The following is a 25,115-nucleotide window of genomic DNA, read 5'->3' as shown; positions in this document are numbered from 1 at the left end:
TGCCACGCGCGACATGGAGCACAGTTCACATAAACGGCAGTTCAATAAACCTGAGATAAGGCATTTTTTGCGCCATTGATTATACTTCGATATGTTAAAAATTTAACGTCAAATGCACTGGACGTTTATTCATCGAGGGCGCAAGACCCGAGAAATATAAAAAAGGTTCGTTAATTTCATACTTTTATTGTTGCTTGCTGTTATTAAGCTGGCGATGCGAAACGGTTTTGCCTGTGTTTTTTCATGGTGGCCGTCTTGTGAAAGTTATCCCTTGTTGTGGAACGCTTTTCTTGTCGAAAGCATGAAAAGACAAACAAGATTAATCTTATTTAGCCTGCGGCGGAAATGTGAAGGTTCGCGTTTTATTTCGCTCGTGCGCTGAAGCGGTTTCTATTTTTTAAAAAAATAAAATTATCATTTTGTTACATTATTAGTGAAGAGCTACCTATGTCGTTAATGCTGAGCGTCATCGTCCCGATGCACAATGCGGGGGAGTTATTGGAGCCGTTCCTGGTCTCGCTGCTGGCCCAGCGCGAGCAACGGTTGGAGGTGATCATCGTCAACGATGGTTCCACCGACGGTTCGGGAGAGATCGCGCACCGTTACGCGGCGGTGCATCCGCATATTCGCGTGATCGATCAAGCCAATGCCGGCGTTTCTAATGCACGTAATGCCGGGCTCGCCGTTGCCCGAGGTAAATATGTGGCGTTTCCGGACGCCGACGATTTATTGGCGCCCGAGATGTATTCCACGCTGTTGGAACAGGCAGAACGACACCAATTAGACGTGATGCAATGTAATGGTGAACGCTATTTTACCAGCCAAGACGAATTACAGCCGATTTTTCCCGAGGCGCGTTTACGCACTACCGACGTTATCACTGGCGTTCAGTGGTTCGAACGTGCATTGAAGTCGCGAAAGTTTATTCATGTTGTATGGCTGGCAATATATCGCCTCGATTTTATTCGCCAGCATCGGCTTTATTTTGAGCCGGGGTTGCATCACCAGGATATTCCCTGGACGACGGAAGTCATGTTTAATGCCAAACGGGTCAAATATTTAAGCACGCCGCTGTACCGGCAACGGGTGCACGACAAGTCGATCAGTAACCGTCGTCGCACCGGCAAAGCGAACGTAGAGTATCAGCGTCACTATATGAAAATCGTCGAAATGCTGGAGCGGCTCAACCGGCGCTATGCGGGCACTGTCGCCATTCGTCCCGCTTTCCATTGGCAAATCACCCGTGAGGCGTTGGGCATTTGTCACAGTATCCGTCGTGAGCCGGATCCGGCCGCCCAGAGTCAGATTACCGAAGAGTTCTATCAGCGCGGCATCGACAGAGCGATGTTCGCCAATACGCGCGGCCTGAAGCAGGGATGGCATGTCATGCTGTGGCGGCATCGCCTGAAGCAGTGGCGCAGCGATAACGGCTGTTCGCAACCGGCCTGAGCCACAAGACGTTGGGATCCGCCGCGTTAGCGCGTATACTCGCTCTCCCTTTTGCCGGAGAGAACGACACATGCATGCAGGTATGCCATTACTGAGCCACGCGGAGCAGCAGGAAGCGGCGGATCGCATCCATCAGCTGATGGAACAGGGCATGAGCAGCGGTGAGGCCATTGCTCGCGTTGCGCAGGAAATTCGTGAGCAGCATCAGGGCGCTCAGGTTGCGGTGCTGTTCGATGACGAAGACGAGCAGCAGGATGCCGCACCGGAGGCGTCGCGGGATGACGATGCTGAAGAAGACGAAGACTATTGATGTTATCGGGGCCGCGCAAGCGGCCCCGTGAGTGTCAACCGTTGACCACCACTGCGGTGGCGGCCTGTTTCGCTTGTTCCACCGCCTGTTCCGTGGTGTCCGCCGTCGCCAGCGCTACGCCCAGGCGGCGCTGGCCGGCGATTTCCGGCTTGCCGAACAGACGCAGCTGGTTGTGCCCGCGCAGCGCGTTTTCCAATCCGCTGAAGCGCACATCGGTGCTGGTGAGCTGTGGCAGGATCACCGCCGAAGCGGAAGGGCCGAACTGGCGGATAGCGCCGATCGGCAAACCGAGAAACGCGCGCACGTGCAGGGCGAACTCAGACAGATCCTGTGAAATCATTGTGACCATGCCGGTATCGTGCGGGCGTGGCGACACTTCGCTGAAGATCACGTCGTCGCCGCAGACGAACAGCTCCACGCCGAACAGGCCGAAGCCACCCAGGGCTTTCACCACCTTCTCCGCGATAGCCTGAGCACGGCTCAGCGCCGTAGCCGACATACGCTGAGGCTGCCAGGATTCGCGATAATCTCCGTCTTCCTGACGGTGCCCGATCGGCTCGCAGAAATGCACGCCGTCCACGGCGCTGATGGTCAGCAGCGTAATTTCAAAATCAAATCTTACCAGCCCTTCGACGATCACCCGGCCACCACCGGCACGACCACCCTGTTGGGCGTAATCCCAGGCGCTTTGCAGCTGTTCGGGCGTGCGGATCAGGCTTTGGCCTTTGCCGGAGGAGCTCATCACCGGTTTGACGATGCACGGGTAGCCGATGTGTTCGACCGCCTGCCGGAAGGCGATTTCACTGTCGGCAAAGCGGTAGCTTGAGGTGGGCAGAGCGAGCTCTTCCGCCGCCAGACGGCGGATGCCTTCACGGTTCATCGTCAGGCGGGTGGCTTCGGCACAGGGCACCACGCGGTGGCCCTGGCGTTCAAGCTCGACCAGCATGGCAGTGGCGATCGCTTCGATTTCGGGAACGATATAGTCAGGCCGCTCTTGTTCGATAACGGCTTTCAGCGCGTCACCATCCAGCATATTGATGACGTGGCTGCGGTGCGCCATATGCATGGCGGGGGCGTCGGGATAGCGATCGACGGCGATCACTTCCAGACCGAGGCGCTGGCATTCAATGGCGACTTCTTTACCCAGCTCCCCGGAGCCGAGCAACATAACGCGGGTGGCGGAAGGGCGCAGGGCGGTTCCAATCGTTAACATAGTGTCGTACCTGGATCGGTGAAAGTAAGCGGATTGATGATCGGCGGGCAGTATATACGAAAACGATTGCGTTCACAGCCGCTGCGCCAAGTTTGTTGCTAACTGACTGTTTTTATAACAAACAGAAATATTTGCCCTGCATGAGCGATTATGCGTTAATAACCGACGGCGAAAGAAGGCCTACATATCACAGGGTTTTCGCGTCTCGTGCCGTTAAGGCAGGTTTATCAAGTAAAGGAAACACAAATGAGCAAGATCACTGGTCACGTTAAATGGTTCAACGAAAGCAAAGGTTTCGGCTTCATCACGCCTGCCGACGGTTCTAAAGACGTTTTCGTTCATTTTTCCGCTATCGTTAGCGATGGGTTCAAAACCCTGGCTGAAGGCCAGCAGGTTGAATTCTCCATCCAGGACAGCCAACGTGGCCCTGCTGCAGCCAACGTCGTTGCGATTTAACGACTGCGTTGCCAAGAAACCCGCCGCCGGCGGGTTTTTTTATGCCCGCACCCCGTAACGCCGCCCATCTCTGTTATCATTTACCCCTGATTCGGCGCCAACCTGCGGGCGCGCCGCCATTCCATTCGTCATATAAGAGTTATCGCCGTGAGCACAGTTTCTTTTTCTTCCCTGCCGCTGCCAGCCGAACAGTTGGCCAACCTCAACGAACTGGGGTACGCCGAAATGACGCCGGTACAGGCCGCCGCATTGCCCGCCATCCTGCAAGGGCGGGACGTGCGCGCCAAGGCGAAAACCGGCAGCGGTAAAACGGCGGCCTTCGGCATTGGTCTGCTGAACAGTATCGTCGTCGGTCAGGTCGCCACGCAGGCGCTGGTGCTCTGTCCCACCCGCGAGCTGGCCGATCAGGTGAGCAAAGAGCTGCGCCGCCTGGCGCGTTTCACGCAAAACATCAAGATCCTGACGCTGTGCGGCGGTCAGCCGATGGGGCCGCAGCTCGATTCGCTAGTGCATGCGCCGCACATCGTGGTGGGGACGCCGGGCCGTATCCAGGAACACCTGCGCAAGAAAACGCTGCAGCTGGACGAGCTGAAGGTGCTGGTGCTGGATGAGGCCGATCGCATGCTGGACATGGGGTTCGCCGACGACATCGACGATGTGATCAGCTATACGCCGCCGCAACGTCAGACGCTGCTGTTTTCCGCCACGTACCCGGCAGGCATCGAGCGCATCAGCGCGCGCGTTCAACGCCAGCCGCTGAGCGTCGAGGTGGACGATGGAGAAGCGCAGGCCTCCATCGAACAACGCTTTTATGAGACTACGCGCGATCAGCGCCCGGCGCTCCTGGTGTCGGCTATTCGCTATCATCAACCCGCGTCCTGCGTGGTGTTCTGCAATACCAAACGCGATTGTCAGACGGTGCTTGAGGCCCTGGAGGCCCGCGGCATCAGCGCGCTGGCGCTGCATGGCGATCTGGAACAGCGCGACCGCGACCAGGTGTTGGTGCGTTTCGCCAACCGCAGTTGCCGAGTATTGGTGGCGACCGACGTTGCCGCACGCGGGCTGGATATTAAAGAGCTGGAGCTGGTGGTCAACTACGAACTGGCGTTCGATCCCGAAGTGCATGTGCACCGTATTGGCCGTACCGGCCGCGCCGGCATGAGCGGGTTGGCGATCAGCCTGTGCACGCCGCAGGAAATGGCGCGTGCGCACGCGATTGAAGACTATCTGCAGATGAGCGTCGACTGGTCGCCGGTGTCCGAGCTGAGCGGGGCGGCCAACGGCTCGCTGGAGGCGGAGATGGTGACGCTGTGCATCGACGGCGGCCGCAAGGCGAAGATCCGTCCCGGCGATATTCTCGGGGCGCTGACCGGTGATGCCGGGCTGACGGCGGCGGAAGTGGGCAAGATTGACATGTTCCCAGTGCATGCCTATGTCGCAATCCGCAAAGCCAGCGCGCGCAAGGCGCTGCAACAGTTGCAGCAGGGCAAAATCAAAGGCAAAAGCTGCAAGGTGCGGCTGCTGAAATAAGCCGAAGGCGGGCGGCGGTTTGCCTTCCCGCCACGATCTATTTATACTGTACATAATTACAGTAATTTGAGTTTTTGAGGACGCACGCATGGCGGTTGAAGTTAAATATGTGGTGGTGAGAAACGGTGAGGAAAAAATGACTTTCGCGAGCAAGAAAGAAGCCGACGCCTACGACAAAATGCTGGATCTGGCGGACAATCTCGGGGAGTGGCTGCAGCAGGCACCGCTGACTCTGGATGACGAACAGCGCGAAGGCTTGAGCTTCTTCCTGGCGGAGAATAAGGACGCGCTGGGTCTGATTTTGCGTGGCGCTTCGCCGGCGGAAACCCTCAAAAAACCGGCGGAAAGCAAAGCGAAAAAAGCGACATCTAACCCAAAAGAGGGATCTGCGTCAGAAAAGCAAGCAGCATAATGACTTATGTTGCGGTGTTGTGATGAAAAAGGATCTAAAATGAGCCGTGAAATAACTTTCTTCAGCCGCTTTGAGCAAGACATTCTGGCCGGGCGTAAAACCATCACCATTCGGGATGCCAGTGAGTCGCACTTCGAACCGGGCGAGGTATTGCGCGTAAGCCGCAATGAAGACGGCGTCTTTTTCTGTTTTATCGAAGTGCTGTCGGTAACGCCGGTGCGCCTGGATGCGCTGACCGAACGCCACGCACAGCAGGAAAACATGTCGCTCGGCGAACTGAAGCAGGTGATCAAGGAAATCTATCCGGGCCTGGATGCGCTGTTTGTCATCGAGTTCGTCAAACGGTAACTCTTTGCCGAAACCCTGTTGTGAGCCAGGGATGGGCGCCCGGATAGCGCTAATCACAACGGGAGGACATATGAAAAAAATGGGTTTGGCTATCGCCTTGTTGGCCATGATGGGAGCATCAACCGCGGTGTGGGCGCAGGATCACGAGCAACGCACCGCCAAGGTGGGGCAGTGTGCAGGCCTGCAGCCGGCGGATATCGCCGCCCAGGTCAAGCGCGACTTCTTGCAGAACCGCATCACGCGTTGGGAGGCGGACAAAAAACTGCTGGGCACCGCAACCCCGATCGCCTGGGTGAGCCCGGATGCCATCACCGGCAAGGATCAGGTGTGGCAGGTACCGTTGACGGTGCGTGGCACCAAGGCAGATAAAACCTACAACGTGACGCTCAACTGCAACACCGGCGAAATCGCCTACAGCGCGCCGCAGTAATACTGTTTTGCAATAAAAAGCCCGCCTGGTGGCGGGCTTGATGCATCAAGACGAGGTCAGTCGCTGAACGGGATCACCAACTCACCCGGCTTCACTTCCAACCCCTTCGCCAGTTTTTTCGCCAGCGCTTCGGTTTTGCTGTTGTCAGGATTTAGCACATAAGCCGGCTTTTGGTCGAAGTAAGACTTCAGTGACTGGTTAAGATACGGCGTCAGCGCTTTCATTACCGTCTGCATTTTTTCCGGCTGCACGCTGTAATCAGTCAGCTCCATGTCCTTCAGGAAAATGGCGCCCTGCGCCCGGTCGTAAACCGGCTGCGCCTTCAGCGTCAGCTTCAGATCCGCGGTCTGCGGGCCGAGAATCGACGTGATATTGACCTTGGCGTCGCCGGAAAGGGTAACTTTACCCGGTTCGCTGCGGCCGATTTGGCTTTGCAGCTGAGTCAGCACGATATTGGCGTCCACCAAGCCGGGCACGCCGATCTGCTTCTGATAGTCGTTGTGTTTCTGCAGGTAATCATTCACTTCCTGCTCGCTCAGGGTGTACTGGGTCAGTTGATTGCAACCGGCCAATACGCCGGCGAACAGCAGGGCGGCTGCGCCCATCAGGATCTTCTTCATTAATGCCTCATTGCGACTGCTGGCGAAAAGTGCTGCAGATAATTGATTAATCATTATAAACGTTCCGCCTGCGCGTGAAAACGACAGGCGGCGATGTGCAAAGGATAGTGCGCGCAAAAGCGGGTGAGACCTATCGGATAACGCCGAAAGCATCAGCGCCGCAATCGTAGCGCCAAGAGAATTACGCCGGCCACGCAGGCCGCGCTCCCCAACAGCGGGAACAGCGGGATGCCCCACAGCCGCAGCGACGAATGCATCAGATAAGGCGCCAGGCCCAGAGCAAAAGCGGCGGTGACGATGGCGATAGCCAGCGTGACGGCGGCGCGTTCCAGCGCTTTGCTCAATTGGCCGAGGTTCTTGACGTTGATCTCGGCATTGAGCTGCCCCCGCTTCAGGCGACGTACCAACAACCGCAGGGTTTGCGGCAGCTCCTCTCCGGCGTCGAGCGCTTCCCCGCCCAGGGCCAACAACCGCTGGCGCACGGCGTCGGGGGCATAGCGCTGCAGCACCGTTTGTTGCAACATCGGCTTGAGCGTGGCGACGATGTCGAAGGCCGGATCCAACCGATGCAGCACGCCGTCGGCGGTGATTAATGCCTTGAACAGCAGGACCAGGTCGGGCGGCAACGCCAGCTGGTGTTCACGCGCCATCACCAGCAGGTCGGTCAAGGCTTTGCCCAGCGTCAGGGTGGCGGCGGCCTGTTTGTCGAGAAAGTTTTGCGCCGCCAACTCCAGATCCATCAGGTCCAACGGTTCGCTGTCCGACCAGGCGATCAGCGTGTTAACGATGCCTTCGGATTGGCGATCGGCGATGGCCTGCAGCAGCAGGAGCAACTGGTTGCGCCGCCGCTCGGACAGCTGGCCCACCATACCGAAGTCGATAAAACCGACGCGGTCACCGCTCAGCGCCATGACGTTGCCGGGGTGGGGATCGGCGTGATACAGCCGATGCTCCAGCACCATGCTCATAAAGGCGCGGGCGCCGCGTTGCGCCAGCAGCGGGCCGTCAAAGCCTGCCGCCGCCAATTGCTGAGGGTTCTCCGGCGCGGTACCGGGCAAGTATTCCTGCACTAACAGACGCGGAGACGACCATTGCCAATAGATTTTCGGCACGACCACGTCGGGTTCTCGTGCAAACATCTTGGCGACGCGATCGCAGTTATGCCCTTCGTGAGTTAAATCCAGCTCGTGATTGAGCGCCGTCGCCAGCGCTCGGACCATCTGCCGCGGCCGATAGCGTGCCAGCGTGGGGCTCTGCTGCTCCACGGTTTCCGCCAGCGAGGCCAGCAGCCGCAGATCGGCGTGGATGGTTTTCGCCAGGCCGGGCCGCAGCACTTTCACCACCACCTGTTCGCCACTGTGCAAGCGGGCGCGGTAAATTTGCGCCATCGACGCTGCCGCCAGCGGCGTGCGATCGAACTCGGCAAACAGGTGCTCGGGCTCGCCCCCCAGATCGGCAACGATCTGCGGCGCCAGTGTCTCCCATGGCAATACCGCCGCTTGGCTGTGCAGGCGATCCAGTTCGTCGGTCCAGGCCGGATCCAGGAGGTCAGAACGCGTGGCCAGGATCTGACCGAATTTGACGAAGGTGGGGCCCAGCGCCTCGAGCGCCTCCCGCAGCCGTTCAGGTAGGGTCTGTGCGTCCTGCAGGGCGGGCTCGCCGCGGACACCGCGCAGCAATGCCCCCAGGCCCAGCAAGCGCAGAACGTCTTGCAGACCATAACGAATCAGAACGGAGGTAATTTCCTTCAGCCGCGCCCGATCGCGAGCGGTGGCGAGCACCATTTTCAACATCAGTACGCCATGTCCTTTTTGTGACTCTCGAACGTTATTGTTCCATATCCAGTAGCAACGGCACCTCGCTGCGCTGCGCCATGCGGTTGCGGTAGGCTTCCACGTTATCCGGCAGCGCAACCCCGGCGACGATCGACAACGAACGTAGCAGCGGGAACAGGTGAATGTCGTCCTCGGACAGCTCGCCGTTCACCGCGTCAGCGGAGACGATCAGCGGTGACAGGGTTTGCAGATCGGCCTCCAACTGGGCGATCAGATCGGCGCTGTTGGCGAGATGTTCGGCGAAATCTCCGATTGACGCCTGTTTTTTATCGATAAAGTACTGGCGCGCACTGGCGGTGGCAAACTCTTCGAAATCGGCGTGCGCAATACGCGGCAGCAGCAATTTTGCGCTGTAACCGCCGACCCGCTGCAGCCATTCGGCGATAGCCGGGTTGGTGCGGCCGGTCAGGACCGGCTTGCCGTCCAACCCATCGACATAGCGTACGATATCCAGGCTTTCCGGCATCGCTTCACCGTTGTCTTTAATCAGAATCGGCACCATTTTTTTGCCGATCAGGTTGAACGGGGTCGTCTCATCGTCGTTGAGCAACGTGACCAGGCGAATCGGCAAACGTTTCAGGCCGAAAATCATGCGGGCTTTAACGCAGAATGGGCAATGATCGTAAATGAACAGTTTCATGCTTGCTCCGGGTTGTCAGGTTTTAACAGCAATAGTTACCACAGCTTATCGAGGCTGTCTTGACGTGCGTGTGTTGGATGGTGCGTTATTGCGATATTGCCCGCGCACCGGCACGGGCTAGAGGGCGTTATTTCTTGGTCGGTACCGAGTTGAGCACATCGATCAGGTGAATGCGAGCTTCTTCGAGGTCGATTCTGTCACGTTCGTTGGCGGCGGTGACGACCTGCAGCTGCTTGATAATATCGTCCTTCAGGCCGGCGTCGCTGGCGAGGATGTGGGCCAGTGCTTTTTCCAGCAGGGTGGAACGCGCATAAATCATGCGCAAGTTCAGTATCATATGTTCGAGTAGTTGCGGTAATTTTGCTTCTTCGCTCATGCCGACGGGCTCCTGTGGGTGTTTTTACTAACAGGATAGCAGCTGTTGCCGATTCGGCCGGATTTCTATGGCGTTATCCGCCGCGCAGCATCATCGGGGCGCTGCGTCGTGGGCTGAACTGCCAGTACAGCGCCAGCAGCGTAGCGAAGCCTACTGCCCCAAGCAGCAACCAGGGCAGCTCCGGCATGTTCATCGTGCGTCCGGTATCGTACATCCAGCCGCCGCCGGTGTAACCCAACGCGCCACCCAGCGCCAGGCCAAGGCGACTGAAGCCCATATAGCTGCCGCGTGCACGCGGATCCGCCAGCGAAGCGCTTAGCGTTTCGCGCGCCGGCTCGGCGATAATCGATCCCAGATAGAAGCAGCAGATCAGTGTGAACACCCCCTGCAGGGTGGTGGCGAGGCCAATCGGCAGCAGGCTGAGCGTCATTAGCAACAGGCCCGCCATCAGGCGCTGCTCAAGCCGGAAGTGTTTTTCTCCCCAACGCGCCAACGGATAGAGCAGCGACAATGACAGCGCCGCTTCAATCGCATACATCCATTTTACTGCCGCCGGTGAACCGGCGATTTCGTTGACCACGATCGGCAGCATCAGCATCACCTGTACCGCCAGCATATAGTAACCGGTCAGCGTCAGGACATAGGTGAGGAAGCGGCGATCGCGCAGTACCCGCAACATGCCTTCCTTCATCGGTATACGCACGGTAGAGATGCGGTAAGCCGGCAGTAGCCAAGCGTTCCAGCCAGCGGCGAGCACGAAGATCGCCGCCCCAACCCAGCAGACAAAGTGGAAATCGTACTGCAGCAGCCAACTGCCGATCAGCGCGCCGACCACCGCCCCCGCGCTGTCCTGCATCATCAGCAGCGAGAAAAAACGGCCGCGTTCATGCGGGCGGGTCAACTTGATTACCAAAGCGGTGCGCGGCGGATCGAATAACGTGCCGCCGAGGGCGGACAGCGCGCAGGAGAACCACAGGATCCAAGGCTCATCCGCCATCGCCATGGTAGCGAAACCGGCGGCGCGCAGCAGCATGCCGGTGACGATCATCGGCTTGGCGCCGAAGCGATCGGCGATGGCGCCGCCAAAGATGCCGAGCCCTTGTTGCAGCAGCTGACGCAAACCCAGCGCGATGCCGACGATCAGCGCCGCCCACCCTAATTGATCGACAAAGCGGATCGAAATAAGCGGGAACACGACAAAGAAGCCTAAAACCACCAGCAGGTTGTCGAGCAACAGAAAATATTTACCCAAGCTGCGCGCTTGCGACACCAGAGACATGCATCACCATGAGCAATTAAGAGAGAGGGGAAGGCAACCCCACCATTCTCTACCCAATTGCCAGACGGCGACAGGGGCGGAGTAGATAATATTTTTTTATCGTCAAGGTGTTACCTGCGCTGCAAAATGGGCGGAAAAACGCCGTAAAACGCGTATTCGGCGATTTACTGAGCGACCGGGATTTTACCTCGGGGGCGGGCTACGGTTATATTGAATGCAGGGAAGTGCGGTTCTGAGGCGCTATTGGCTAAATAAAGTCATGGCATTAGATCGGCGCCGGATAATTAACCATGCGGCTTCCCAATAAATACTTCTTATCGAACCGTTTTGACTGCGGGGGAAATGATGTTCGGCTACCGCTCTGCATCGCCAAAAGTACGTCTTACTACCGACCGGATGGTGGTCCGTTTAGTGCATGAACGGGACGCCTATCGTCTGGCGGACTATTATGCCGAGAACCGGACCTTTCTCAAACCCTGGGAGCCGGTGCGCGATGAAAGCCACTGTTATCCGTCCGGCTGGCAGGCGCGCCTGGGGATGATCGCTGAAATGCAAAAGCAGGGCAGCGCCTACTATTTTATCCTGCTCGATCCGGAAGAGCAGGAAGTCCGCGGTGTGGCGAACTTCAGTAACGTGTTGCGCGGTTCGTTTCACGCCTGTTTCCTCGGCTATTCGCTGGGGGAGAAATGGCAGGGGCAAGGGCTGATGTTCGAAGCCTTGCAGTCCGCCATCCGCTATATGCTGCGCCAACAGCGCATGCACCGCATCATGGCCAACTATATGCCGCACAACCAGCGCAGCGGCGCATTGCTGACGCGTCTGGGATTTGAACGCGAAGGTTACGCCAAGGATTACCTGCTGATCGATGGCCAGTGGCAAGACCACGTTTTGACGGCATACACCAATAAAGAGTGGCTCCCCCCACGTTGAGGCCAAACGATGAAATATGAATTGAACGCCAAAGAGGCCCGGGTCATCGGCTGCCTGTTGGAAAAACAGGTGACGACGCCGGACCAATACCCGCTTTCGCTTAACGCCATTACCCTGGCCTGTAACCAAAAGACCAACCGCGAGCCGGTGATGGATCTGAGCGAGAGTGAGGTGCAGCAACTCCTCGATCTGTTGCTGCGCAAACATTTCCTGCGCACCCTCAGCGGATTCGGCAATCGGGTAGTGAAATACGAGCAGCGGTTTTGCAATTCCGAGTTTGGCCAGCTGAAACTTTCACCCGCCGAACTGGCGGTGATCGCCACTTTGTTGCTGCGCGGTGCGCAAACACCGGGCGAGCTACGCACCCGCACCAATCGGATGCACGAGTTCAGCGATGTCAGCGAGGTCGAGCAGGTGCTGCAACAGCTGGCCACGCGGGAAGATGGCCCGTTCGTGGTGCGCCTGGCTCGTGAGCCGGGCAAGCGCGAAAGCCGGTTCATGCATCTGTTCAGCGGCCAGATTGATGAAGCGCCGCCGGCGGCGTTCGAATCCGAGGAAGACAGCGAACTGAGCGCCAGGGTCAGCGCATTGGAAAACGAAGTGGCGGAGCTGAAACGGCAGCTGCAACACCTGTTGGCGAGGGATGCGAATGACTAAATTACGAGTAGGCGTGGTGGGATTGGGCAGTATCGCGCAGAAGGCTTACCTGCCAATCCTCGGCCAAGCGGCGGATTGGACGCTGGTGGGCGGTTTTTCGCCCAATCAGCAAAAAGCGCAGCCGCTGTGCGACAGCTACCGCATGGCCTGTTTCTCCCGGCTGGACAGCCTGGCCGAACAGTGCGACGCCGTATTTGTCCACAGCAGCACCGCCAGCCATTTTTCGGTCATTGGCGAGCTGCTAAACCGCGGCGTGCACGTTTACGTCGATAAGCCGCTGGCGGAAACGCTGGAGCAGGGCGAGCAGCTGCTCGAGTTGGCCGAGCGGCGAGGCAAAACGCTGATGGTGGGGTTCAACCGCCGTTTCGCGCCGCTTTACCGGCAGCTCAAGCTGGAAATGAACCAGCCGGCCTCTATCCGTATGGATAAACATCGGGCGGACAGCGTCGGTCCGCACGATCTGCGTTTTACCCTATTGGATGATTACCTGCACGTGGTAGACACTGCGCTGTGGCTGGCGGGCGGACGCGAGCAACTGTTGAGCGGCAGCTTACGGGCCAGCGCCGCAGGCGAAATGCTGTACGCCGAGCACCACTTCGCCTGCGGCGACACGCAGGTGACGACCAGTATGCATCGCCGCGGTGGCAGCCAGCGCGAAAGCGTGCAGGCGGTGACCGACGGCGCGCTGTATCAGTTGACCGATATGCGCCACTGGCTGCGTGAAGATGTACAGGGTGAGTTGGAACAGCCGGTGCCGGGTTGGCAAAGCACGCTGGTGCAACGCGGCTTCGACGGGGCGGTACGGCATTTCCTTGATGCCGTCGCCAACCAGAGCGCGCCGGAAACCGGCGGCGAACAGGCGCTGGTCGCCCAGCGGGTGGTCGAGCGTTTGCTGCGGGATAACTCTATGTAACATATGGCGGTAGCTATTCTTTTCCGGATGCGTAAACTGAGCCGATTGTTTCACTGACGCCTGCTGTTGCAGGCGTTGATATTTACGGTACCTATCAGACAACCACATGAACCTACTCAAATCCTTGGCTGCCGTCAGCTCGATGACGATGTTTTCGCGGGTGTTGGGCTTTGCCCGCGATGCGATCGTCGCGCGCGTGTTCGGGGCCGGCATGGCAACGGACGCCTTCTTCGTGGCGTTCAAACTCCCTAATCTGCTGCGCCGTATCTTTGCCGAAGGCGCGTTTTCGCAGGCCTTCGTGCCGATCCTGGCCGAATACAAGAGCCAGCAGGGTGAAGAAGCGACGCGCACCTTTATCGCCTATGTCTCCGGGCTGTTGACGCTGGTGCTGGCGGTGGTGACGGTGTTGGGGATGCTGGCCGCGCCCTGGGTGATCTACATTACTGCGCCGGGCTTTACCGACACGCCCGACAAATTTGCGTTGACCTCGGCGCTGCTGCGCATCACGTTCCCCTACATTTTGTTGATCTCACTGGCGTCGCTGGTGGGGGCTATTCTCAATACCTGGAACCGCTTCTCGATCCCGGCCTTTGCCCCCACGTTGCTTAACGTCAGCATGATCGGCTTCGCGCTGTTCGCCGCCCCGTATTTCCACCCGCCGGTGCTGGCGCTGGCCTGGGCGGTGGTGGTCGGCGGCGTGCTGCAGCTGGGTTATCAGCTGCCGCACCTGCGCAAGATCGGCATGCTGGTATTGCCGCGCCTCAAACTGGGTGATGCCGGGGTCTGGCGCGTGATGCGCCAGATGGGGCCAGCGATCCTCGGGGTGTCGGTCAGCCAAATCTCGCTGATCATCAACACCATTTTCGCTTCGTTCCTGGTGTCCGGCTCGGTGTCCTGGATGTACTACGCTGACCGCCTGATGGAGTTTCCGTCCGGCGTGTTGGGCGTGGCGTTGGGCACCATCCTGCTGCCGTCGTTGGCCAAAAGCTTCTCAAGCGGCAACCACGACGAGTATTCGCGCCTGATGGATTGGGGGCTGCGCCTGTGCTTCCTGCTGGCGTTGCCGAGCGCCATCGCGCTGGGTATTTTGGCCAAGCCGTTGACCGTCTCGTTATTCCAGTACGGCAAGTTCAGCGCCTTTGACGCAGCGATGACGCAACGCGCGTTGGTGGCGTACTCGGTAGGGCTGATGGGGCTGATCGTGGTTAAAGTGTTGGCGCCAGGCTTCTATTCGCGGCAGGACATTAAAACGCCGGTCAAGATCGCCATCATCACGCTCATCATGACACAGGTGATGAACCTGGCGTTTATTGGTCCGCTTAAGCATGCCGGTCTGGCGCTGTCGATCGGTTTGGCGGCCTGCCTGAACGCCACGTTGTTGTATTGGCAGCTGCGCAAGCAGAAGATCTTCCAGCCACAGCCGGGTTGGGCACTGTTCCTCACCAAGCTGGTGATCGCCGTGCTGGTGATGTCGGCGGTGCTGATTGGTGTGATGTGGCTGATGCCGGCCTGGGATCAGGGCAATATGCTGGAGCGTTTGCTGCGCTTGGCGGCGGTGGTCGTGGCCGGCGTGGTGGCCTACTTCGGCGTGCTGGCCGGGTTGGGTTTCCGCCCGCGTGATTTTGCGCGCCGCGTCGCCTGAGCCGAATGCAAGAATAAAAAAGGTCGCCAAGGCGACCTTTTTGCTTTCCGCGCAGTGCGGTTTACATACGTTCGACGGTTTCGATGCCGAGCGTATCCAGACCCGTTTTCAGCGTTTTAGAGGTCAGCAGCGCCAGCTTCAGGCGGCTCTGACGCGCTTCTTCGCTGTCGGCGTTGAGGATCTGGCAGTGCTCGTAGAAACCGGAGAACAAGCCCGCCAGATCGTACAGGTAGCTGCACATGACGTGCGGCGTGCCTTCACGTGCAACGGTAGTGAGCACCTCTTCGAACTGCAGCAGGCGAGTGGCCAGTGCAATTTCACGCTCTTCGGTCAGTGTCAGCGGCAGCGTCAGGCTGCTTTCGTCGATCCCGGCGCGTTTGAATACCGATGCCACGCGGGTATAGGCATATTGCATATAAGGCGCGGTATTGCCTTCGAAGGCCAGCATGTTATCCCAGTCGAAAACATAATCGGTGGTGCGGCTTTTCGACAGATCGGCGTATTTCACCGCGCCGATGCCGACCACGCGGGCCACGGTTTTCATTTCCTCTTCCGGCATGTCCGGGTTTTTGCCGGCGATCAGCTGTTCGGCGCGTTCGATGGCCTCATCCAGCAGATCGGAGAGCTTCACGGTGCCGCCTGAGCGGGTTTTGAACGGCTTGCCGTCTTTGCCCAGCATCATGCCGAACATGTGGTGTTCCAGCGAGACGGACTCAGGCACGTAACCGGCTTTGCGCACGATGGTCCAGGCCTGCATCAGGTGCTGATGCTGGCGGGAGTCGATGTAATACAGCACGCGGTTGGCGCCCAGGGTCTCGTAGCGATATTTGGCGCAGGCGATATCGGTGGTGGTGTAGAGGTAGCCGCCATCCTTTTTCTGGATGATGACGCCCATCGGGTCGCCGTCCTTGTTCTTGTATTCGTCGAGGAACACCACGGTGGCGCCTTCGCTTTCCACCGCCAGCCCTTTGGCTTTCAGATCGGCGACGATGCCCGGCAGCATCGCGTTATACAGGCTTTCGCCCATCACGTCGTCTTCGGTCAGCGTGACGTTCAGGCGGTTATAGGTCAGCTGGTTTTGCGCCATGGTGATGTCGACCAGCTTGCGCCACATTTTCAGGCAGTACTGATCGCCGCCCTGTAGCTTCACGACGTAAGCGCGCGCGCGCTCGGCGAACTCGGCGTCTTCGTCGTAATGTTTCTTGGCTTCGCGATAAAACTGTTCGAGATCGGACAGGCCCATATCGCTGGCGTTTTCATTCTGCATTTTTTCCAGGTAGGCAATCAGCATGCCGAACTGGGTGCCCCAGTCGCCGACGTGGTTGGCGCGGATCACTTTGTGGCCCAGAAACTCCTGGGTACGTGCCGCGGCGTCGCCGATGATGGTGGAGCGCAGATGGCCGACGTGCATCTCTTTCGCCACGTTCGGCGCAGAGTAGTCGATAACGATGGTTTGCGGTTCAACCGGGGCAATGCCCAGTTTCGGTGCATTCAGCACCTGGTCGGCCTGGCGGGCGACCCAGTCGCTGTTCAGGAAAATGTTGATAAAGCCGGGACCGGCGATTTCCACTTTACTGGCGACATCGCCGAGATCCAGCAGTTGCACCACTTTTTCCGCCAGCTGACGGGGCGGCATGCCCAGCTTTTTGGCGACTGACATCACGCCGTTGGCCTGGTAATCACCAAACTGCGCCTTGGCGGAAGGGCGGACCTGCGCTTCGCAATCGGCTGGCGCACCAGCGGCGATCAGCGCCTGGCTGACTTTATCTGAAAGAAGAACCTGAATATTCACCGGGTTACCTTAATGACGAACGAGGAGCTGAAGCCAGCCCCTGCGGGATTCAACGGTGGCGGGCGCGACGGGCGACCTCCACAAAACAGCCTGCAATTGTAACCGATCTGACGGAGCCCGTCAGCAGTTGGCGCGGCCGCTGCGATGAAACAGTTGTCGGGTGCGGCGCGTAGAATGCCTGAAGGTGAAAAGCAGAATGACCTGACCAGAATGTACGGAGGGGAGAGTTATGAGGCTAACGCTTTTTATTGTGACGCCTGGCATCCAGCGTGTTGGTGCGGCGTGATTTAAAATGACGGTAGATGGCGTATACGGCGATAATTATCAACACCAAGGAAATCGTCAGCAATAACATAATGATCATCTCGAATTTAAATTTTCTCCAAAGTAGCTGAGTTGTACTGGTGAATCAATTGTCCGAGGTTAAATTAAGATAATCCTTAGTTTTTTATTAATTATTGAATTTTATTGTCTTTGTTTACAATGGGTTGATTGTTGTTTTTTTGTGAATTTGATAAGTGGATAAAGTGTGATTAAATGAAGCGATTCAATCGGTTTAACCCGCGAATCACGAATGGTTTTGTGAAAAATAACTTAAATCATAACGTCATGATGAAGGGTTATAATGGCTTGCGAAAATTCTTAATTTTTATTTTTCTGTTGACTTAATAAGCTGCCTTCTTAATAAAAAGTTGGTTTTTTGCTCTCTCCGCACGCAACCGAAAATCATTCTGAATGACTGCTGAAAACCCTCTCAACGCTGGCGAGCGCTGTCGCCACCGTGTAAATTACGGCGTTTAACTTTGTGCTCCGTTGTTTTGAGGTTCCTATGACCACTCCCTTGCAGGCCATTGCCGAGCTTGACGATCTGAAGCTCGACCTGCCGCGTTTCGAGCAGGCGTTGCAACAATTTGCCGCCAGATTGCGGCTTGATCTGTCTGCCTTTATCGCCGATCACATCTCCCTGCGTTGTCACCAGAACGCTACCGCCGAACGCTGGCGCCAGGGATTGATGCAGTGTGGGACACTGCTGTCCGAATCGATGATCAACGGGCGGCCTATCTGTTTGTTTGATTTACAGCAGCCGCTGGCCGTGGGGCCGTGGCGCATAGATTGCGTCGAGCTGCCGTACCCCGGGGAGAAACGCTATCCGCATGAAGGGTGGGAACATGTCGAATTGGTGCTCAGCGGCGATCCGCAGACGCTGCATGCACGGGCGTTGAGTCACCTTGCTGATGAAGCGTTGTTGGCGCCGGGGATCAAGCTGAAGCAAAGTTCGCCAAAAGGCGAAGGCGAACGGCTGCCGAACCCGACGCTGGCCATCACCGATGGAACGGTTACGATCAAGTTTCATCCTTATTCCATTAGAGACATCGTCGCCAGCGAACAAGGCTAGCCAGCCAGTGCCGCACAGGCTTGCGCCATGCGATCGAGCGCTTCATTGAGCAGGGCCCGCCGGCAACCGAAGTTCAGCCGTACAAAGCGCCGATCGCCGAAATCCAAACCGGCGCTTAACCCAACGCCTGCGTGCTCGAAGAACTGATGCGGGTTATCCACCGGCAAAGCGCTGCAGTCGATCCAGGCTAAATAGGTGGCTTCGATCGGTAACAACGTCAATCCCGGCATAGCGTTGATGCGCTCTGTCAACCGATCGCGATTGGCGCGCAGATAAATTAACTGCTCATCCAGCCAGGGTTGCCCGTATTGATAGGCCGCCTGAGCGGCGACCAGCGCCAGCAGATTAACCTCCGGGACAATGCCGCTGCGTGCGCGTTTCAGCTTTTGTCTCAACGCTTCGTTGGGGACGATCGCCATCGAGGCGCCGAGCCCGGCGAGATTGAATGTCTTTGACGGTGACATCAGCGTCACGCTGCGTTGGGCCGCATCTTCATTCAGGGTGGCGAAAGGGATGTGTCGCACGCCGGGTTCAAGTAGCAGCTCGCAGTGGATTTCATCGGAGCAGACGATTAAATCGTGCTCGCGAGCGAACTGATGGTGCTGCAACAGTTCATCCCGGCGATAAACGGTGCCTCCGGGATTTTGCGGGTTGCACAGCAGCAGGAGCTTCTCATTGCCGCTGAGCCGATCATGCATCGCGGAAAAATCCAGCACCCAACGTTGGCCTGCCGCCGTTAGCGGCACCGAGAGGTGTTTACGCCCCGCGAATTTGGCCGCTTTGCGAAACGGCGGATAAATGGGGGAGGGAGCCAGCGTGCTCTGATGTTCTTCGGTGCAGGCGCGCACGCACAGGTTCAGGCCGCACACCAACCCAGGCAAGAAAATGATCCATTCAGGCTTGATGTGCCAACCGTAGCGCTCTACCATGCGGCGGATAAAAACCTCAAGAAGATCAGGGGATGGGTGGGTGTAGCCGAATACGCCGTGCGCTACGCGCCGCTGCAAGGCTTCTATCACCGCCGGCGACGAGGCGAAATCGCTGTCGGCGACCCAAAGCGGGAGGATGTCGCGGCCGCGATATTTATCCCACTTAACGCTGTCACTGTGACTGCGGTCTACCCATTGATCAAAATTGAATGCCATAGTTACAACCCTGAACCGGTTTATGCCTATGCATGAGCCTACGTGAGAAATGAAGAAATGAACAATTGCCGCCGTATGTTGGCCGTTATCTGGGGGTGACAATGATAAAACTGGAAGTTTGTTGCTTTAGCGTCGACTGTGCGCTGACGGCCGAACGGGCGGGCGCCGATCGCATCGAGTTGTGCGCCAGCCAGAGCGAAGGGGGATTGACGCCGAGCTATGGCACGCTGCGTCTGGCGCGCGAGCGGGTTGCGATCCCGGTGCATCCGATCGTTCGCCCTCGCGGTGGCGATTTTTGCTACGGCGCGGTGGATTTCGAGGTGATCAAGCAAGATATCCGCCACATCCGCGAGATGGGATTCCCCGGCGTAGTGGTAGGCATGTTGGACGAAGAAGGGCACATCGATCTGCCGCGCATGCGCGAAGTGATGAGGCTGTGCGAGGGGATGGCGGTGACGTTCCACCGCGCGTTCGACATGTGCCAGAATCCGATGGTGGCGCTGGAGCAACTGACTGAGCTGGGCGTGGCGCGCATTCTGACCTCCGGCCAACAGCAGAGCGCCGAACTTGGCCTGCCGTTGCTGCGTGATTTGCGTCAGGCCAGCCAGGGCCCGGTGATCATGGCGGGTGCCGGTGTGCGCCTCAGCAATCTGCACAAGTTCGTCGATATCGGCCTGCATGAACTGCACAGCTCTTCCGGCCATCTAGCGCCGTCGACCATGCGTTATCGCAAGGCGGGTGTCACCATGTGCTCCGATAACGAGTTTGACGAATTTAGCCATTATTGCGTGGATGGCGAAATGGTGGAGGCGATGAAAAACGCGCTGGCCTTGGTTGATCCCCTGGCGCAAAGCGCATAAACACGCAGCTAACCGTGTTTGATAACCGGTTTCCGGGCCGTAAGACCCCTTTGCGTGTCACCGAGCCCTCGGCGATCACGCAAGTACCAGGCCCCGGCGTTTTGCCGGGGCTTTTTTTATTTTGCGGATGATTAGTGCTTTGCATCGGGCGAGAAGTTGAAGACTTCGCCCGGAGTAATGCCGCAGTTTAAAACGCGCACCGCATTATTGCCACTTCCGGGATTGACCAGGATATCGTGGATAGTGCGATTGTTGTTCATGACAAAACGCGCGTAGTAGAGGTTGCCGATGCGTATCCAGGGAATAGCTTCATTGCTCTCGACAGTGTCGGTATAATTATCGTTGTACGAGCGGGCCCAAATGCCAGTCGAAGCTTGCGCGGTAGATTGATCGCCGATAGAGGATGCGATGGCCCAGAATGTTCTCAATCCCATACTCCGATGAATACGTTGACCCAAACCTTTATAAGCCGGGTTGTCTCCATTGGCGGTCAGGATATTGCTATCCGCCGTCAGATTCCCGTCAATAAACCAGCCAACAGGCTGTTTGTCAGCACCGATGGCGATCATATTGCTGTTCGTCAAACAATTTAGCGGAGCCGCATGTAGCTGATAGCTGCGTTGCGCAATGCTTAGTGTGCCTCTAAGAATGTTGTAACCCGCTTCATTGTTCAGACTGCCGTTCGTCCACATTGGCATGACGGTGTTGCTGAATGAAAGTTGATACCCGCCGTTCGCTTCGAAGCGAATGGCCTGAGGGGAGAGTGAACCCTTCGGTCCATTAGCGGTAGCGAAGTTAACATTGCTGATTTGCACTGGGGTGATATTTGATTGGCCAGTAGACTTTCTTAATACCAGGAACCCTCCAATGGTATCACCATAGTCATTAATATAAGAACCGTTGGCGATTTGAATATTGGCGGAGGAATCCGAGTCGATATCAATTCCGGTACCATTTCTGTCTGCCATGAAATTGCTCAGGCTAAGGCCGCCTAAATAGGAGGTTCCTTGTGTTGTAGTTTTGATAAAGATCTTTTTGCCATAAGAGAACACATTCACCATAAACGTATTGTCGTGGCGATCGAGATTGAAAGCACAAGAACCGGCTACGGCGATAGAGGCAGTCACCGCGTTTTCTGTCGGGCGCACGACGTTGGCATTGACGTGAACATTGGTAAATCTGTTGATGTCCCTGCTTTCATAAACCCTGTAGTCGCAGCGTACTGCCCAACCGTAGATATTCTCAAAGCTGTTGGCTTCTCCACGAGCTTCAACAAAATCATAGGCGCCTACATAACGGCAGTTGGCGACTGACAGAGCGCCGGTTGCGGTAATGGTGGCTCCGTATGGAACAAACGCCTCCGGCTGGGTGGCAGTATATTTCTGATCTGGATAGAGGAACGACCAACCATCAAAGACAACGTTCTTATCGCAGGCGAAACAAACCGTACCTGCCGGCTTTTTGATGATGAAAGCACTATCGTCAGCAAGGCCTGCCCGATTAGGGCCATTGTTTGTAAGACTTGCAGGGCCTTGAGCAATACCGCGGCGGGATCCTCTGACTGTGACGCCATTTGCGACGTTGATAGGTTGAGTGCTGGTCAGCAGATATTGAGCATTTTCCGAAGCATAGACCACTTTGTTTTTTAAACTCGCGGCATAGTTTAATGTCGCGCTGATTGCTGCGTCAGAGGCGGAAGTGCCACTAGGATCGGCACCGAAGTGATCGAAAGTCAGTTTCTGATCCAGTCGTTTCCAGCGCGCTCCTCCCGTTGTAACCACCACGGTACCGTTATTGTCCGCACTGGTTGTATCCGTTTTCGCATAATAGAATTCGCCGCCTCCGGTGAAGTGTCCAGCGGTGTGAGAAACTAAAAAGACAATCTGGTCATCTGTAACTGGCGTCAGATTACGCAATTCACTGATGTTATTAACACTAATCATATTGTTCATGAAATTTCTCCTGTTGGTTGGCAACACTATTCTCAATCAGGCTGGACGTTTCAAAAAGTCGATGAGGTTTGCTGGGTGCTGATACAGCGTGAAATTCAGGCCGCGGAAAGTGGAGCATGGATTGGCCTGGTACCTTGTAAAGACGCAGCACCGTTTCAACGCTGTTATTCGGTCGGCGGCCCCATCTCTTCTTGCGCTCGCTATGCCCTGCTGATAAATTTGTGAGTTAAAATCCTTTAAATATCATGATATTAAATGATTTTTTGGTATTTATTTGCGTGGTGAATGATTTGCGCTCTGCCGCTCATTATCGCGTCTGCATTTTATACCTGCTCACCGCCGGTTTTATGGCCGGAACATCACAGCATCAATTGAGGAGAGCCGTCGGCGCAGCCACAGAGCACGCCGACGGCGGACTTTACAAGGAGATAACGATAATGACCCGAACGGCACACTGTTTGACCGCTGCGCTTTTGCTGACGTTGGCCCTGACCGGCTGCCAGACCGCCAAGCGGCCTGTTTCTACATTAAGTAAGCCGCCCAGCGCGGAAGAAGTTGCCGAGCAAGACAAACGGCAGCGTGAAGCTGAGCGTATGCAGCAGTGCCAGCGCGAGCTGGATGCCATGCGCGGTATGGATAACGAAAAATACCAAAAATTCAAACGCGAGTTCGATACTTTGATGGGCGGCGCGGCGCAGTATGCCGGGGTACGCCAGCGGGTCAACACGGGCACGCAGGAAACCGTTGACGCCCTGTATCGTTATCGCACCAGCCGTCTGTGCGCAGACATCAGTTCTGCCATGATGACCGGCCTGGCTGAGCGCGGAGAACGCGCCCAATGACTCTCCGTGCGAGAAAGGCGCTACTGAGCCTGATGATAGCGTTGGCGTTTGCGCCGGCGGTGGTCGCTGCGGATGACGACGTGCCGGCGTTATTGCAGTTTGCCGAGCGCTATCAGCGGCAAGATGCACCGGCAGCGGATACCGCAGTCACTCAATCCCAGGCCCCACAAAAGTCAGCATCCCGGCCGGTTCAAACGCGTGAGACGGCGGCGCATAAGAAGCAGCTGGCGCAGTGGCAAAAGGCGCTGCGCGAGAAAGAGGCCCGATTGGAGCAACAGCAGGCGGTAATTCAATCACTGCAGCAGGAGCTGACCGCGTTGCGCGTCGCGTCCACCCTGACGGCTGCCGACAAACCGTCACCGGCACCCGATCTGAGCGCGTTGAGCAACTTCGCCAGCGGCGTGCGGCAGGCGCTGAACCTGACGCCGCAGGAGCGTAAGGCTCAGGCGCAGATCGCCGAAACGCAAGCGGCGTTAGCGCGGCAAAAGCAACAAACCGCGGAGCGCGATCGGCGTATTGCCTTGCTGGAACAACGGCTGGCGGTGCTGCCTGGCCAGGCGGATAACGCCTGGCAGGAGAAATTGGCCGCGGTGCAGACCGCCCACGATAAAGCGCGCCAACGTTATGAGCAGGATAAAAAAGCGGCCGCCGCTGAGCTGGAACAGCAGAAGGCCGAGGCTGCCAGGCTGACGGGCGAACTGCAGCAGCAGCTGGCGAAACTGCAAAAAGAGCAGGTGGATCAACGGCAGCAGGGGGGGCAGCAAGAGCAAAGCCTGAAGACGGCGCTGGCGCAGCAAAAGGCCGAAACCGCCAAGGCTGCGGGTGAACTTCAGCAGCAGCTGGCGCAGGTGCAAAAAGAGAGGGATATCGTACGCCAACAGGCCGAGCGGCAAGAAAAAAGCCTGAAGACGGCGCTGGCGCAACAAAAGGCGGAAGCCGCTAAGGCTGCGGGTGAACTTCAACAGCAGCTGGCGCAGGTGCAAAAAGAGAGGGATATCGTACGCCAACAGGCCGAGCAGCAAGAAAAAAGCCTGAAGACGGCGCTGGCGCAGCAAAAGGTCGAAGCCGCCAAGGCTGCGGCTGAACTTCAGCAGCAGCTGACTCAGCTGCAGAAAGAGCGTGATGGTCAACGCCAACAGGCTGAGCAACAAGAGCAAAACCTGAAGATGGCGCTGGCACAGCAAAAGGCCGAGGCCGCCAAAGCGACGGGTGAACTTCAGCAGCAGTTGGCAACGCTGCAGGGAAAAAACAAAACGCAAACCGAGCAGGCTAAGGCGCTGGAACAGCGTCTGGCGGCGCTGACGACGGAAAACGCGCAGACAGTGCAGCTACGGAATAAAGCGGCACAACAGGCGGATAAAACGGCGACGGAGCTGGCGGTCGCGCAACAGGCACAGCAAGCCTTGCGCGAGGAACTGGATGGGCTGAGATCGCGGGCTAAATGGCTGCCGGAGAGTCAGACGCTCAAGAAAAAGCCGGAGCAACAGAGCTACGCCGCCGGTGTCGCTTTGGGGCGCGATATTCAAACGATGCTGGCGGAACGTAAAAATTGGGGTATCACGCCCGACAAAACCGTGCTGCTGGCGGGCGTGATCGATACCTTCAGCGGCCATTACCAGTTGAGCGATGCGCAGTTGACCAGCGCACTGGCGGAGTCGGAAAAAGCGGTAAATGACGCCAGAAACCAGGCGGCGAAGACGCAGACCAGCAAGGGTGAGGCGTTCGTCGCCGAGTTTAAAAAGAAGAAGGGTACGCAGAAGTCGCCTGCCGGTTTCTGGTATCGCATCGATTATGCGGGTGATGAGGCCATTAAGGAAAACGCGCGGGTGGACATCGTGGTGAAAGAAAGTTTAACCGACGGTCGCGTGATTCAGGATATGGATCGCAGTGGGAAGGTGATGTCCCAGCCGCTCTCCGCCTATCCGCCGTTGTTCCGCGAGGCGATCGGCCACCTGAAAAATCACGGCTCGCTGACGATGGTGGTGCCGCCGGCGTTGGCGTACGGTGAAACCGGCTATGCGCCGCAGATCCCGCCGAACGCGACGATGGTCTATGAGCTGCGAATTGTCGATGTCAGTAACGGGTGAA

At 57.3% G+C, this 25,115-nt stretch carries 24 protein-coding genes; 15 read left to right on the top strand and 9 right to left on the bottom strand.

Features of this window, described 5'->3' with window-relative positions; all coding sequences use genetic code 11:
- The first annotated feature begins 447 nt into the window (after positions 1 to 447).
- Positions 448 to 1,449, top strand: coding sequence for a glycosyltransferase (locus FOT55_RS19430; RefSeq protein WP_049209167.1), 1,002 nt, complete (start codon positions 448 to 450; stop codon positions 1,447 to 1,449).
- A 70-nt stretch (positions 1,450 to 1,519) separates the two neighbouring features.
- Complete coding sequence (locus FOT55_RS19425) at positions 1,520 to 1,759, top strand: YoaH family protein (protein WP_025303152.1); 240 nt, start codon at positions 1,520 to 1,522, stop codon at positions 1,757 to 1,759.
- 34 nt (positions 1,760 to 1,793) lie between these two features.
- Here FOT55_RS19425 and purT read toward each other — a convergent pair whose 3' ends face one another.
- Positions 1,794 to 2,972: a formate-dependent phosphoribosylglycinamide formyltransferase gene (gene purT, locus FOT55_RS19420; protein ID WP_060433260.1), complete on the bottom strand. Its 1,179-nt coding sequence runs from the start codon at positions 2,970 to 2,972 to the stop codon at positions 1,794 to 1,796.
- A gap of 246 nt (positions 2,973 to 3,218) precedes the next feature.
- Between purT and cspE the strand changes: the two genes are divergently transcribed.
- The 5 genes from cspE to yebF all read left to right on the top strand — a co-directional run bounded on the left by cspE (position 3,219) and on the right by yebF (position 6,148).
- A complete protein-coding gene (gene cspE / locus FOT55_RS19415; protein WP_004927572.1) occupies positions 3,219 to 3,428 on the top strand; it encodes a transcription antiterminator/RNA stability regulator CspE in 210 nt (69 codons plus the stop codon).
- 147 nt (positions 3,429 to 3,575) lie between these two features.
- Complete coding sequence (gene dbpA / locus FOT55_RS19410; RefSeq protein ID WP_043143580.1) at positions 3,576 to 4,958, top strand: ATP-dependent RNA helicase DbpA; 1,383 nt, start codon at positions 3,576 to 3,578, stop codon at positions 4,956 to 4,958.
- A gap of 88 nt (positions 4,959 to 5,046) precedes the next feature.
- Positions 5,047 to 5,370, top strand: a complete 324-nt coding sequence (locus tag FOT55_RS19405; protein WP_025303149.1) for a YebG family protein — start codon at positions 5,047 to 5,049, stop codon at positions 5,368 to 5,370.
- 39 nt (positions 5,371 to 5,409) lie between these two features.
- On the top strand, positions 5,410 to 5,718 hold the full coding sequence (yqfB, locus tag FOT55_RS19400) for a N(4)-acetylcytidine aminohydrolase (RefSeq protein WP_004927562.1): 309 nt from the start codon (positions 5,410 to 5,412) through the stop codon (positions 5,716 to 5,718).
- A gap of 70 nt (positions 5,719 to 5,788) precedes the next feature.
- Positions 5,789 to 6,148, top strand: a complete 360-nt coding sequence (gene yebF / locus FOT55_RS19395; RefSeq protein ID WP_060433258.1) for a protein YebF — start codon at positions 5,789 to 5,791, stop codon at positions 6,146 to 6,148.
- Positions 6,149 to 6,204: 56 nt separating this feature from the next.
- On the opposite strand, the gene FOT55_RS19390 is transcribed toward yebF, so the two are convergent.
- The 5 genes from FOT55_RS19390 to mdtH all read right to left on the bottom strand — a co-directional run bounded on the left by FOT55_RS19390 (position 6,205) and on the right by mdtH (position 10,898).
- Complete coding sequence (locus FOT55_RS19390) at positions 6,205 to 6,768, bottom strand: lipoprotein (protein ID WP_025303147.1); 564 nt, start codon at positions 6,766 to 6,768, stop codon at positions 6,205 to 6,207.
- 152 nt (positions 6,769 to 6,920) lie between these two features.
- Entirely contained in the window at positions 6,921 to 8,561 is a 1,641-nt protein-coding gene (locus FOT55_RS19385; RefSeq protein WP_049203944.1) for an ABC1 kinase family protein, read from the bottom strand.
- 34 nt (positions 8,562 to 8,595) lie between these two features.
- Positions 8,596 to 9,243: a glutaredoxin 2 gene (gene grxB, locus FOT55_RS19380; protein WP_049295784.1), complete on the bottom strand. Its 648-nt coding sequence runs from the start codon at positions 9,241 to 9,243 to the stop codon at positions 8,596 to 8,598.
- 127 nt (positions 9,244 to 9,370) lie between these two features.
- Positions 9,371 to 9,619 (bottom strand): hypothetical protein, encoded by a 249-nt coding sequence (locus FOT55_RS19375; protein WP_147823895.1) that lies wholly within the window; start codon positions 9,617 to 9,619, stop codon positions 9,371 to 9,373.
- Positions 9,620 to 9,692: 73 nt separating this feature from the next.
- On the bottom strand, positions 9,693 to 10,898 hold the full coding sequence (gene mdtH / locus FOT55_RS19370; RefSeq protein ID WP_043143594.1) for a multidrug efflux MFS transporter MdtH: 1,206 nt from the start codon (positions 10,896 to 10,898) through the stop codon (positions 9,693 to 9,695).
- Positions 10,899 to 11,243: 345 nt separating this feature from the next.
- Here mdtH and rimJ point away from each other — a divergent pair, with 345 nt between their 5' ends.
- The 4 genes from rimJ to murJ all read left to right on the top strand — a co-directional run bounded on the left by rimJ (position 11,244) and on the right by murJ (position 15,040).
- Positions 11,244 to 11,828, top strand: coding sequence for a ribosomal protein S5-alanine N-acetyltransferase (rimJ, locus tag FOT55_RS19365; RefSeq protein WP_025303142.1), 585 nt, complete (start codon positions 11,244 to 11,246; stop codon positions 11,826 to 11,828).
- 9 nt (positions 11,829 to 11,837) lie between these two features.
- Positions 11,838 to 12,485 carry a YceH family protein gene (locus FOT55_RS19360; protein WP_025303141.1) on the top strand — a complete coding sequence of 216 codons (648 nt, stop codon included), beginning with the start codon at positions 11,838 to 11,840 and terminating at the stop codon, positions 12,483 to 12,485.
- Entirely contained in the window at positions 12,478 to 13,398 is a 921-nt protein-coding gene (locus tag FOT55_RS19355) for a Gfo/Idh/MocA family protein (RefSeq protein WP_043143598.1), read from the top strand. Before FOT55_RS19360 ends, FOT55_RS19355 begins: the two co-directional genes overlap by 8 nt.
- Before the next feature lie 106 nt (positions 13,399 to 13,504).
- Positions 13,505 to 15,040 carry a murein biosynthesis integral membrane protein MurJ gene (gene murJ / locus FOT55_RS19350; RefSeq protein ID WP_043143599.1) on the top strand — a complete coding sequence of 512 codons (1,536 nt, stop codon included), beginning with the start codon at positions 13,505 to 13,507 and terminating at the stop codon, positions 15,038 to 15,040.
- Between the two features lie 61 nt (positions 15,041 to 15,101).
- Here murJ and argS read toward each other — a convergent pair whose 3' ends face one another.
- Positions 15,102 to 16,832: an arginine--tRNA ligase gene (argS, locus tag FOT55_RS19345; RefSeq protein ID WP_025303138.1), complete on the bottom strand. Its 1,731-nt coding sequence runs from the start codon at positions 16,830 to 16,832 to the stop codon at positions 15,102 to 15,104.
- A gap of 829 nt (positions 16,833 to 17,661) precedes the next feature.
- On the opposite strand from argS, the gene FOT55_RS19340 reads away from it, so the two are divergent.
- Positions 17,662 to 18,228 carry a VOC family protein gene (locus tag FOT55_RS19340; protein WP_025303137.1) on the top strand — a complete coding sequence of 189 codons (567 nt, stop codon included), beginning with the start codon at positions 17,662 to 17,664 and terminating at the stop codon, positions 18,226 to 18,228.
- Here FOT55_RS19340 and FOT55_RS19335 read toward each other — a convergent pair.
- On the bottom strand, positions 18,225 to 19,373 hold the full coding sequence (locus FOT55_RS19335) for a MalY/PatB family protein (protein WP_147823894.1): 1,149 nt from the start codon (positions 19,371 to 19,373) through the stop codon (positions 18,225 to 18,227). The genes FOT55_RS19340 and FOT55_RS19335 overlap by 4 nt on opposite strands.
- Positions 19,374 to 19,474: 101 nt before the next feature.
- Here FOT55_RS19335 and cutC point away from each other — a divergent pair, with 101 nt between their 5' ends.
- Entirely contained in the window at positions 19,475 to 20,233 is a 759-nt protein-coding gene (cutC, locus tag FOT55_RS19330; protein ID WP_043143046.1) for a copper homeostasis protein CutC, read from the top strand.
- Between the two features lie 131 nt (positions 20,234 to 20,364).
- On the opposite strand, the gene FOT55_RS19325 is transcribed toward cutC, so the two are convergent.
- The gene (locus FOT55_RS19325) at positions 20,365 to 22,185 is read right to left on the bottom strand and encodes an exopolysaccharide biosynthesis protein (protein WP_147823893.1); all 1,821 of its coding nucleotides are present in this window, start codon (positions 22,183 to 22,185) and stop codon (positions 20,365 to 20,367) included.
- Between the two features lie 437 nt (positions 22,186 to 22,622).
- Between FOT55_RS19325 and FOT55_RS19320 the strand changes: the two genes are divergently transcribed.
- Both FOT55_RS19320 and FOT55_RS19315 read left to right on the top strand, forming a co-directional pair.
- Positions 22,623 to 23,027 carry a hypothetical protein gene (locus FOT55_RS19320; RefSeq protein ID WP_025303133.1) on the top strand — a complete coding sequence of 135 codons (405 nt, stop codon included), beginning with the start codon at positions 22,623 to 22,625 and terminating at the stop codon, positions 23,025 to 23,027.
- A complete protein-coding gene (locus tag FOT55_RS19315) occupies positions 23,024 to 25,114 on the top strand; it encodes an FKBP-type peptidyl-prolyl cis-trans isomerase N-terminal domain-containing protein (RefSeq protein WP_147823892.1) in 2,091 nt (696 codons plus the stop codon). The genes FOT55_RS19320 and FOT55_RS19315 overlap by 4 nt, the downstream gene beginning before the upstream one ends.
- Position 25,115 lies beyond the last annotated feature (1 nt).

The organism is Serratia bockelmannii (assembly GCF_008011855.1).
Taxonomy (GTDB): Bacteria; Pseudomonadota; Gammaproteobacteria; order Enterobacterales; family Enterobacteriaceae; genus Serratia; species Serratia bockelmannii.
The sequence above is the reverse complement of the archived record's forward strand: the minus strand, read 5'-3'. Positions and strand labels throughout refer to the sequence as shown.

Coding starts and splice junctions, on each gene's coding strand:
- FOT55_RS19430 (WP_049209167.1), top strand. CDS start 448: ATGTCGTTAATGCTGAGCGTCATCGTCCCGATGCACAATGCGGGGGAG.
- FOT55_RS19425 (WP_025303152.1), top strand. CDS start 1,520: ATGCATGCAGGTATGCCATTACTGAGCCACGCGGAGCAGCAGGAAGCG.
- purT (WP_060433260.1), bottom strand. CDS start 2,972: ATGTTAACGATTGGAACCGCCCTGCGCCCTTCCGCCACCCGCGTTATG.
- cspE (WP_004927572.1), top strand. CDS start 3,219: ATGAGCAAGATCACTGGTCACGTTAAATGGTTCAACGAAAGCAAAGGT.
- FOT55_RS19405 (WP_025303149.1), top strand. CDS start 5,047: ATGGCGGTTGAAGTTAAATATGTGGTGGTGAGAAACGGTGAGGAAAAA.
- yqfB (WP_004927562.1), top strand. CDS start 5,410: ATGAGCCGTGAAATAACTTTCTTCAGCCGCTTTGAGCAAGACATTCTG.
- yebF (WP_060433258.1), top strand. CDS start 5,789: ATGAAAAAAATGGGTTTGGCTATCGCCTTGTTGGCCATGATGGGAGCA.
- FOT55_RS19390 (WP_025303147.1), bottom strand. CDS start 6,768: ATGAAGAAGATCCTGATGGGCGCAGCCGCCCTGCTGTTCGCCGGCGTA.
- FOT55_RS19385 (WP_049203944.1), bottom strand. CDS start 8,561: ATGTTGAAAATGGTGCTCGCCACCGCTCGCGATCGGGCGCGGCTGAAG.
- grxB (WP_049295784.1), bottom strand. CDS start 9,243: ATGAAACTGTTCATTTACGATCATTGCCCATTCTGCGTTAAAGCCCGC.
- FOT55_RS19375 (WP_147823895.1), bottom strand. CDS start 9,619: ATGAGCGAAGAAGCAAAATTACCGCAACTACTCGAACATATGATACTG.
- mdtH (WP_043143594.1), bottom strand. CDS start 10,898: ATGTCTCTGGTGTCGCAAGCGCGCAGCTTGGGTAAATATTTTCTGTTG.
- rimJ (WP_025303142.1), top strand. CDS start 11,244: ATGTTCGGCTACCGCTCTGCATCGCCAAAAGTACGTCTTACTACCGAC.
- FOT55_RS19360 (WP_025303141.1), top strand. CDS start 11,838: ATGAAATATGAATTGAACGCCAAAGAGGCCCGGGTCATCGGCTGCCTG.
- FOT55_RS19355 (WP_043143598.1), top strand. CDS start 12,478: ATGACTAAATTACGAGTAGGCGTGGTGGGATTGGGCAGTATCGCGCAG.
- murJ (WP_043143599.1), top strand. CDS start 13,505: ATGAACCTACTCAAATCCTTGGCTGCCGTCAGCTCGATGACGATGTTT.
- FOT55_RS19340 (WP_025303137.1), top strand. CDS start 17,662: ATGACCACTCCCTTGCAGGCCATTGCCGAGCTTGACGATCTGAAGCTC.
- FOT55_RS19335 (WP_147823894.1), bottom strand. CDS start 19,373: ATGGCATTCAATTTTGATCAATGGGTAGACCGCAGTCACAGTGACAGC.
- cutC (WP_043143046.1), top strand. CDS start 19,475: ATGATAAAACTGGAAGTTTGTTGCTTTAGCGTCGACTGTGCGCTGACG.
- FOT55_RS19325 (WP_147823893.1), bottom strand. CDS start 22,185: ATGAACAATATGATTAGTGTTAATAACATCAGTGAATTGCGTAATCTG.
- FOT55_RS19320 (WP_025303133.1), top strand. CDS start 22,623: ATGACCCGAACGGCACACTGTTTGACCGCTGCGCTTTTGCTGACGTTG.
- FOT55_RS19315 (WP_147823892.1), top strand. CDS start 23,024: ATGACTCTCCGTGCGAGAAAGGCGCTACTGAGCCTGATGATAGCGTTG.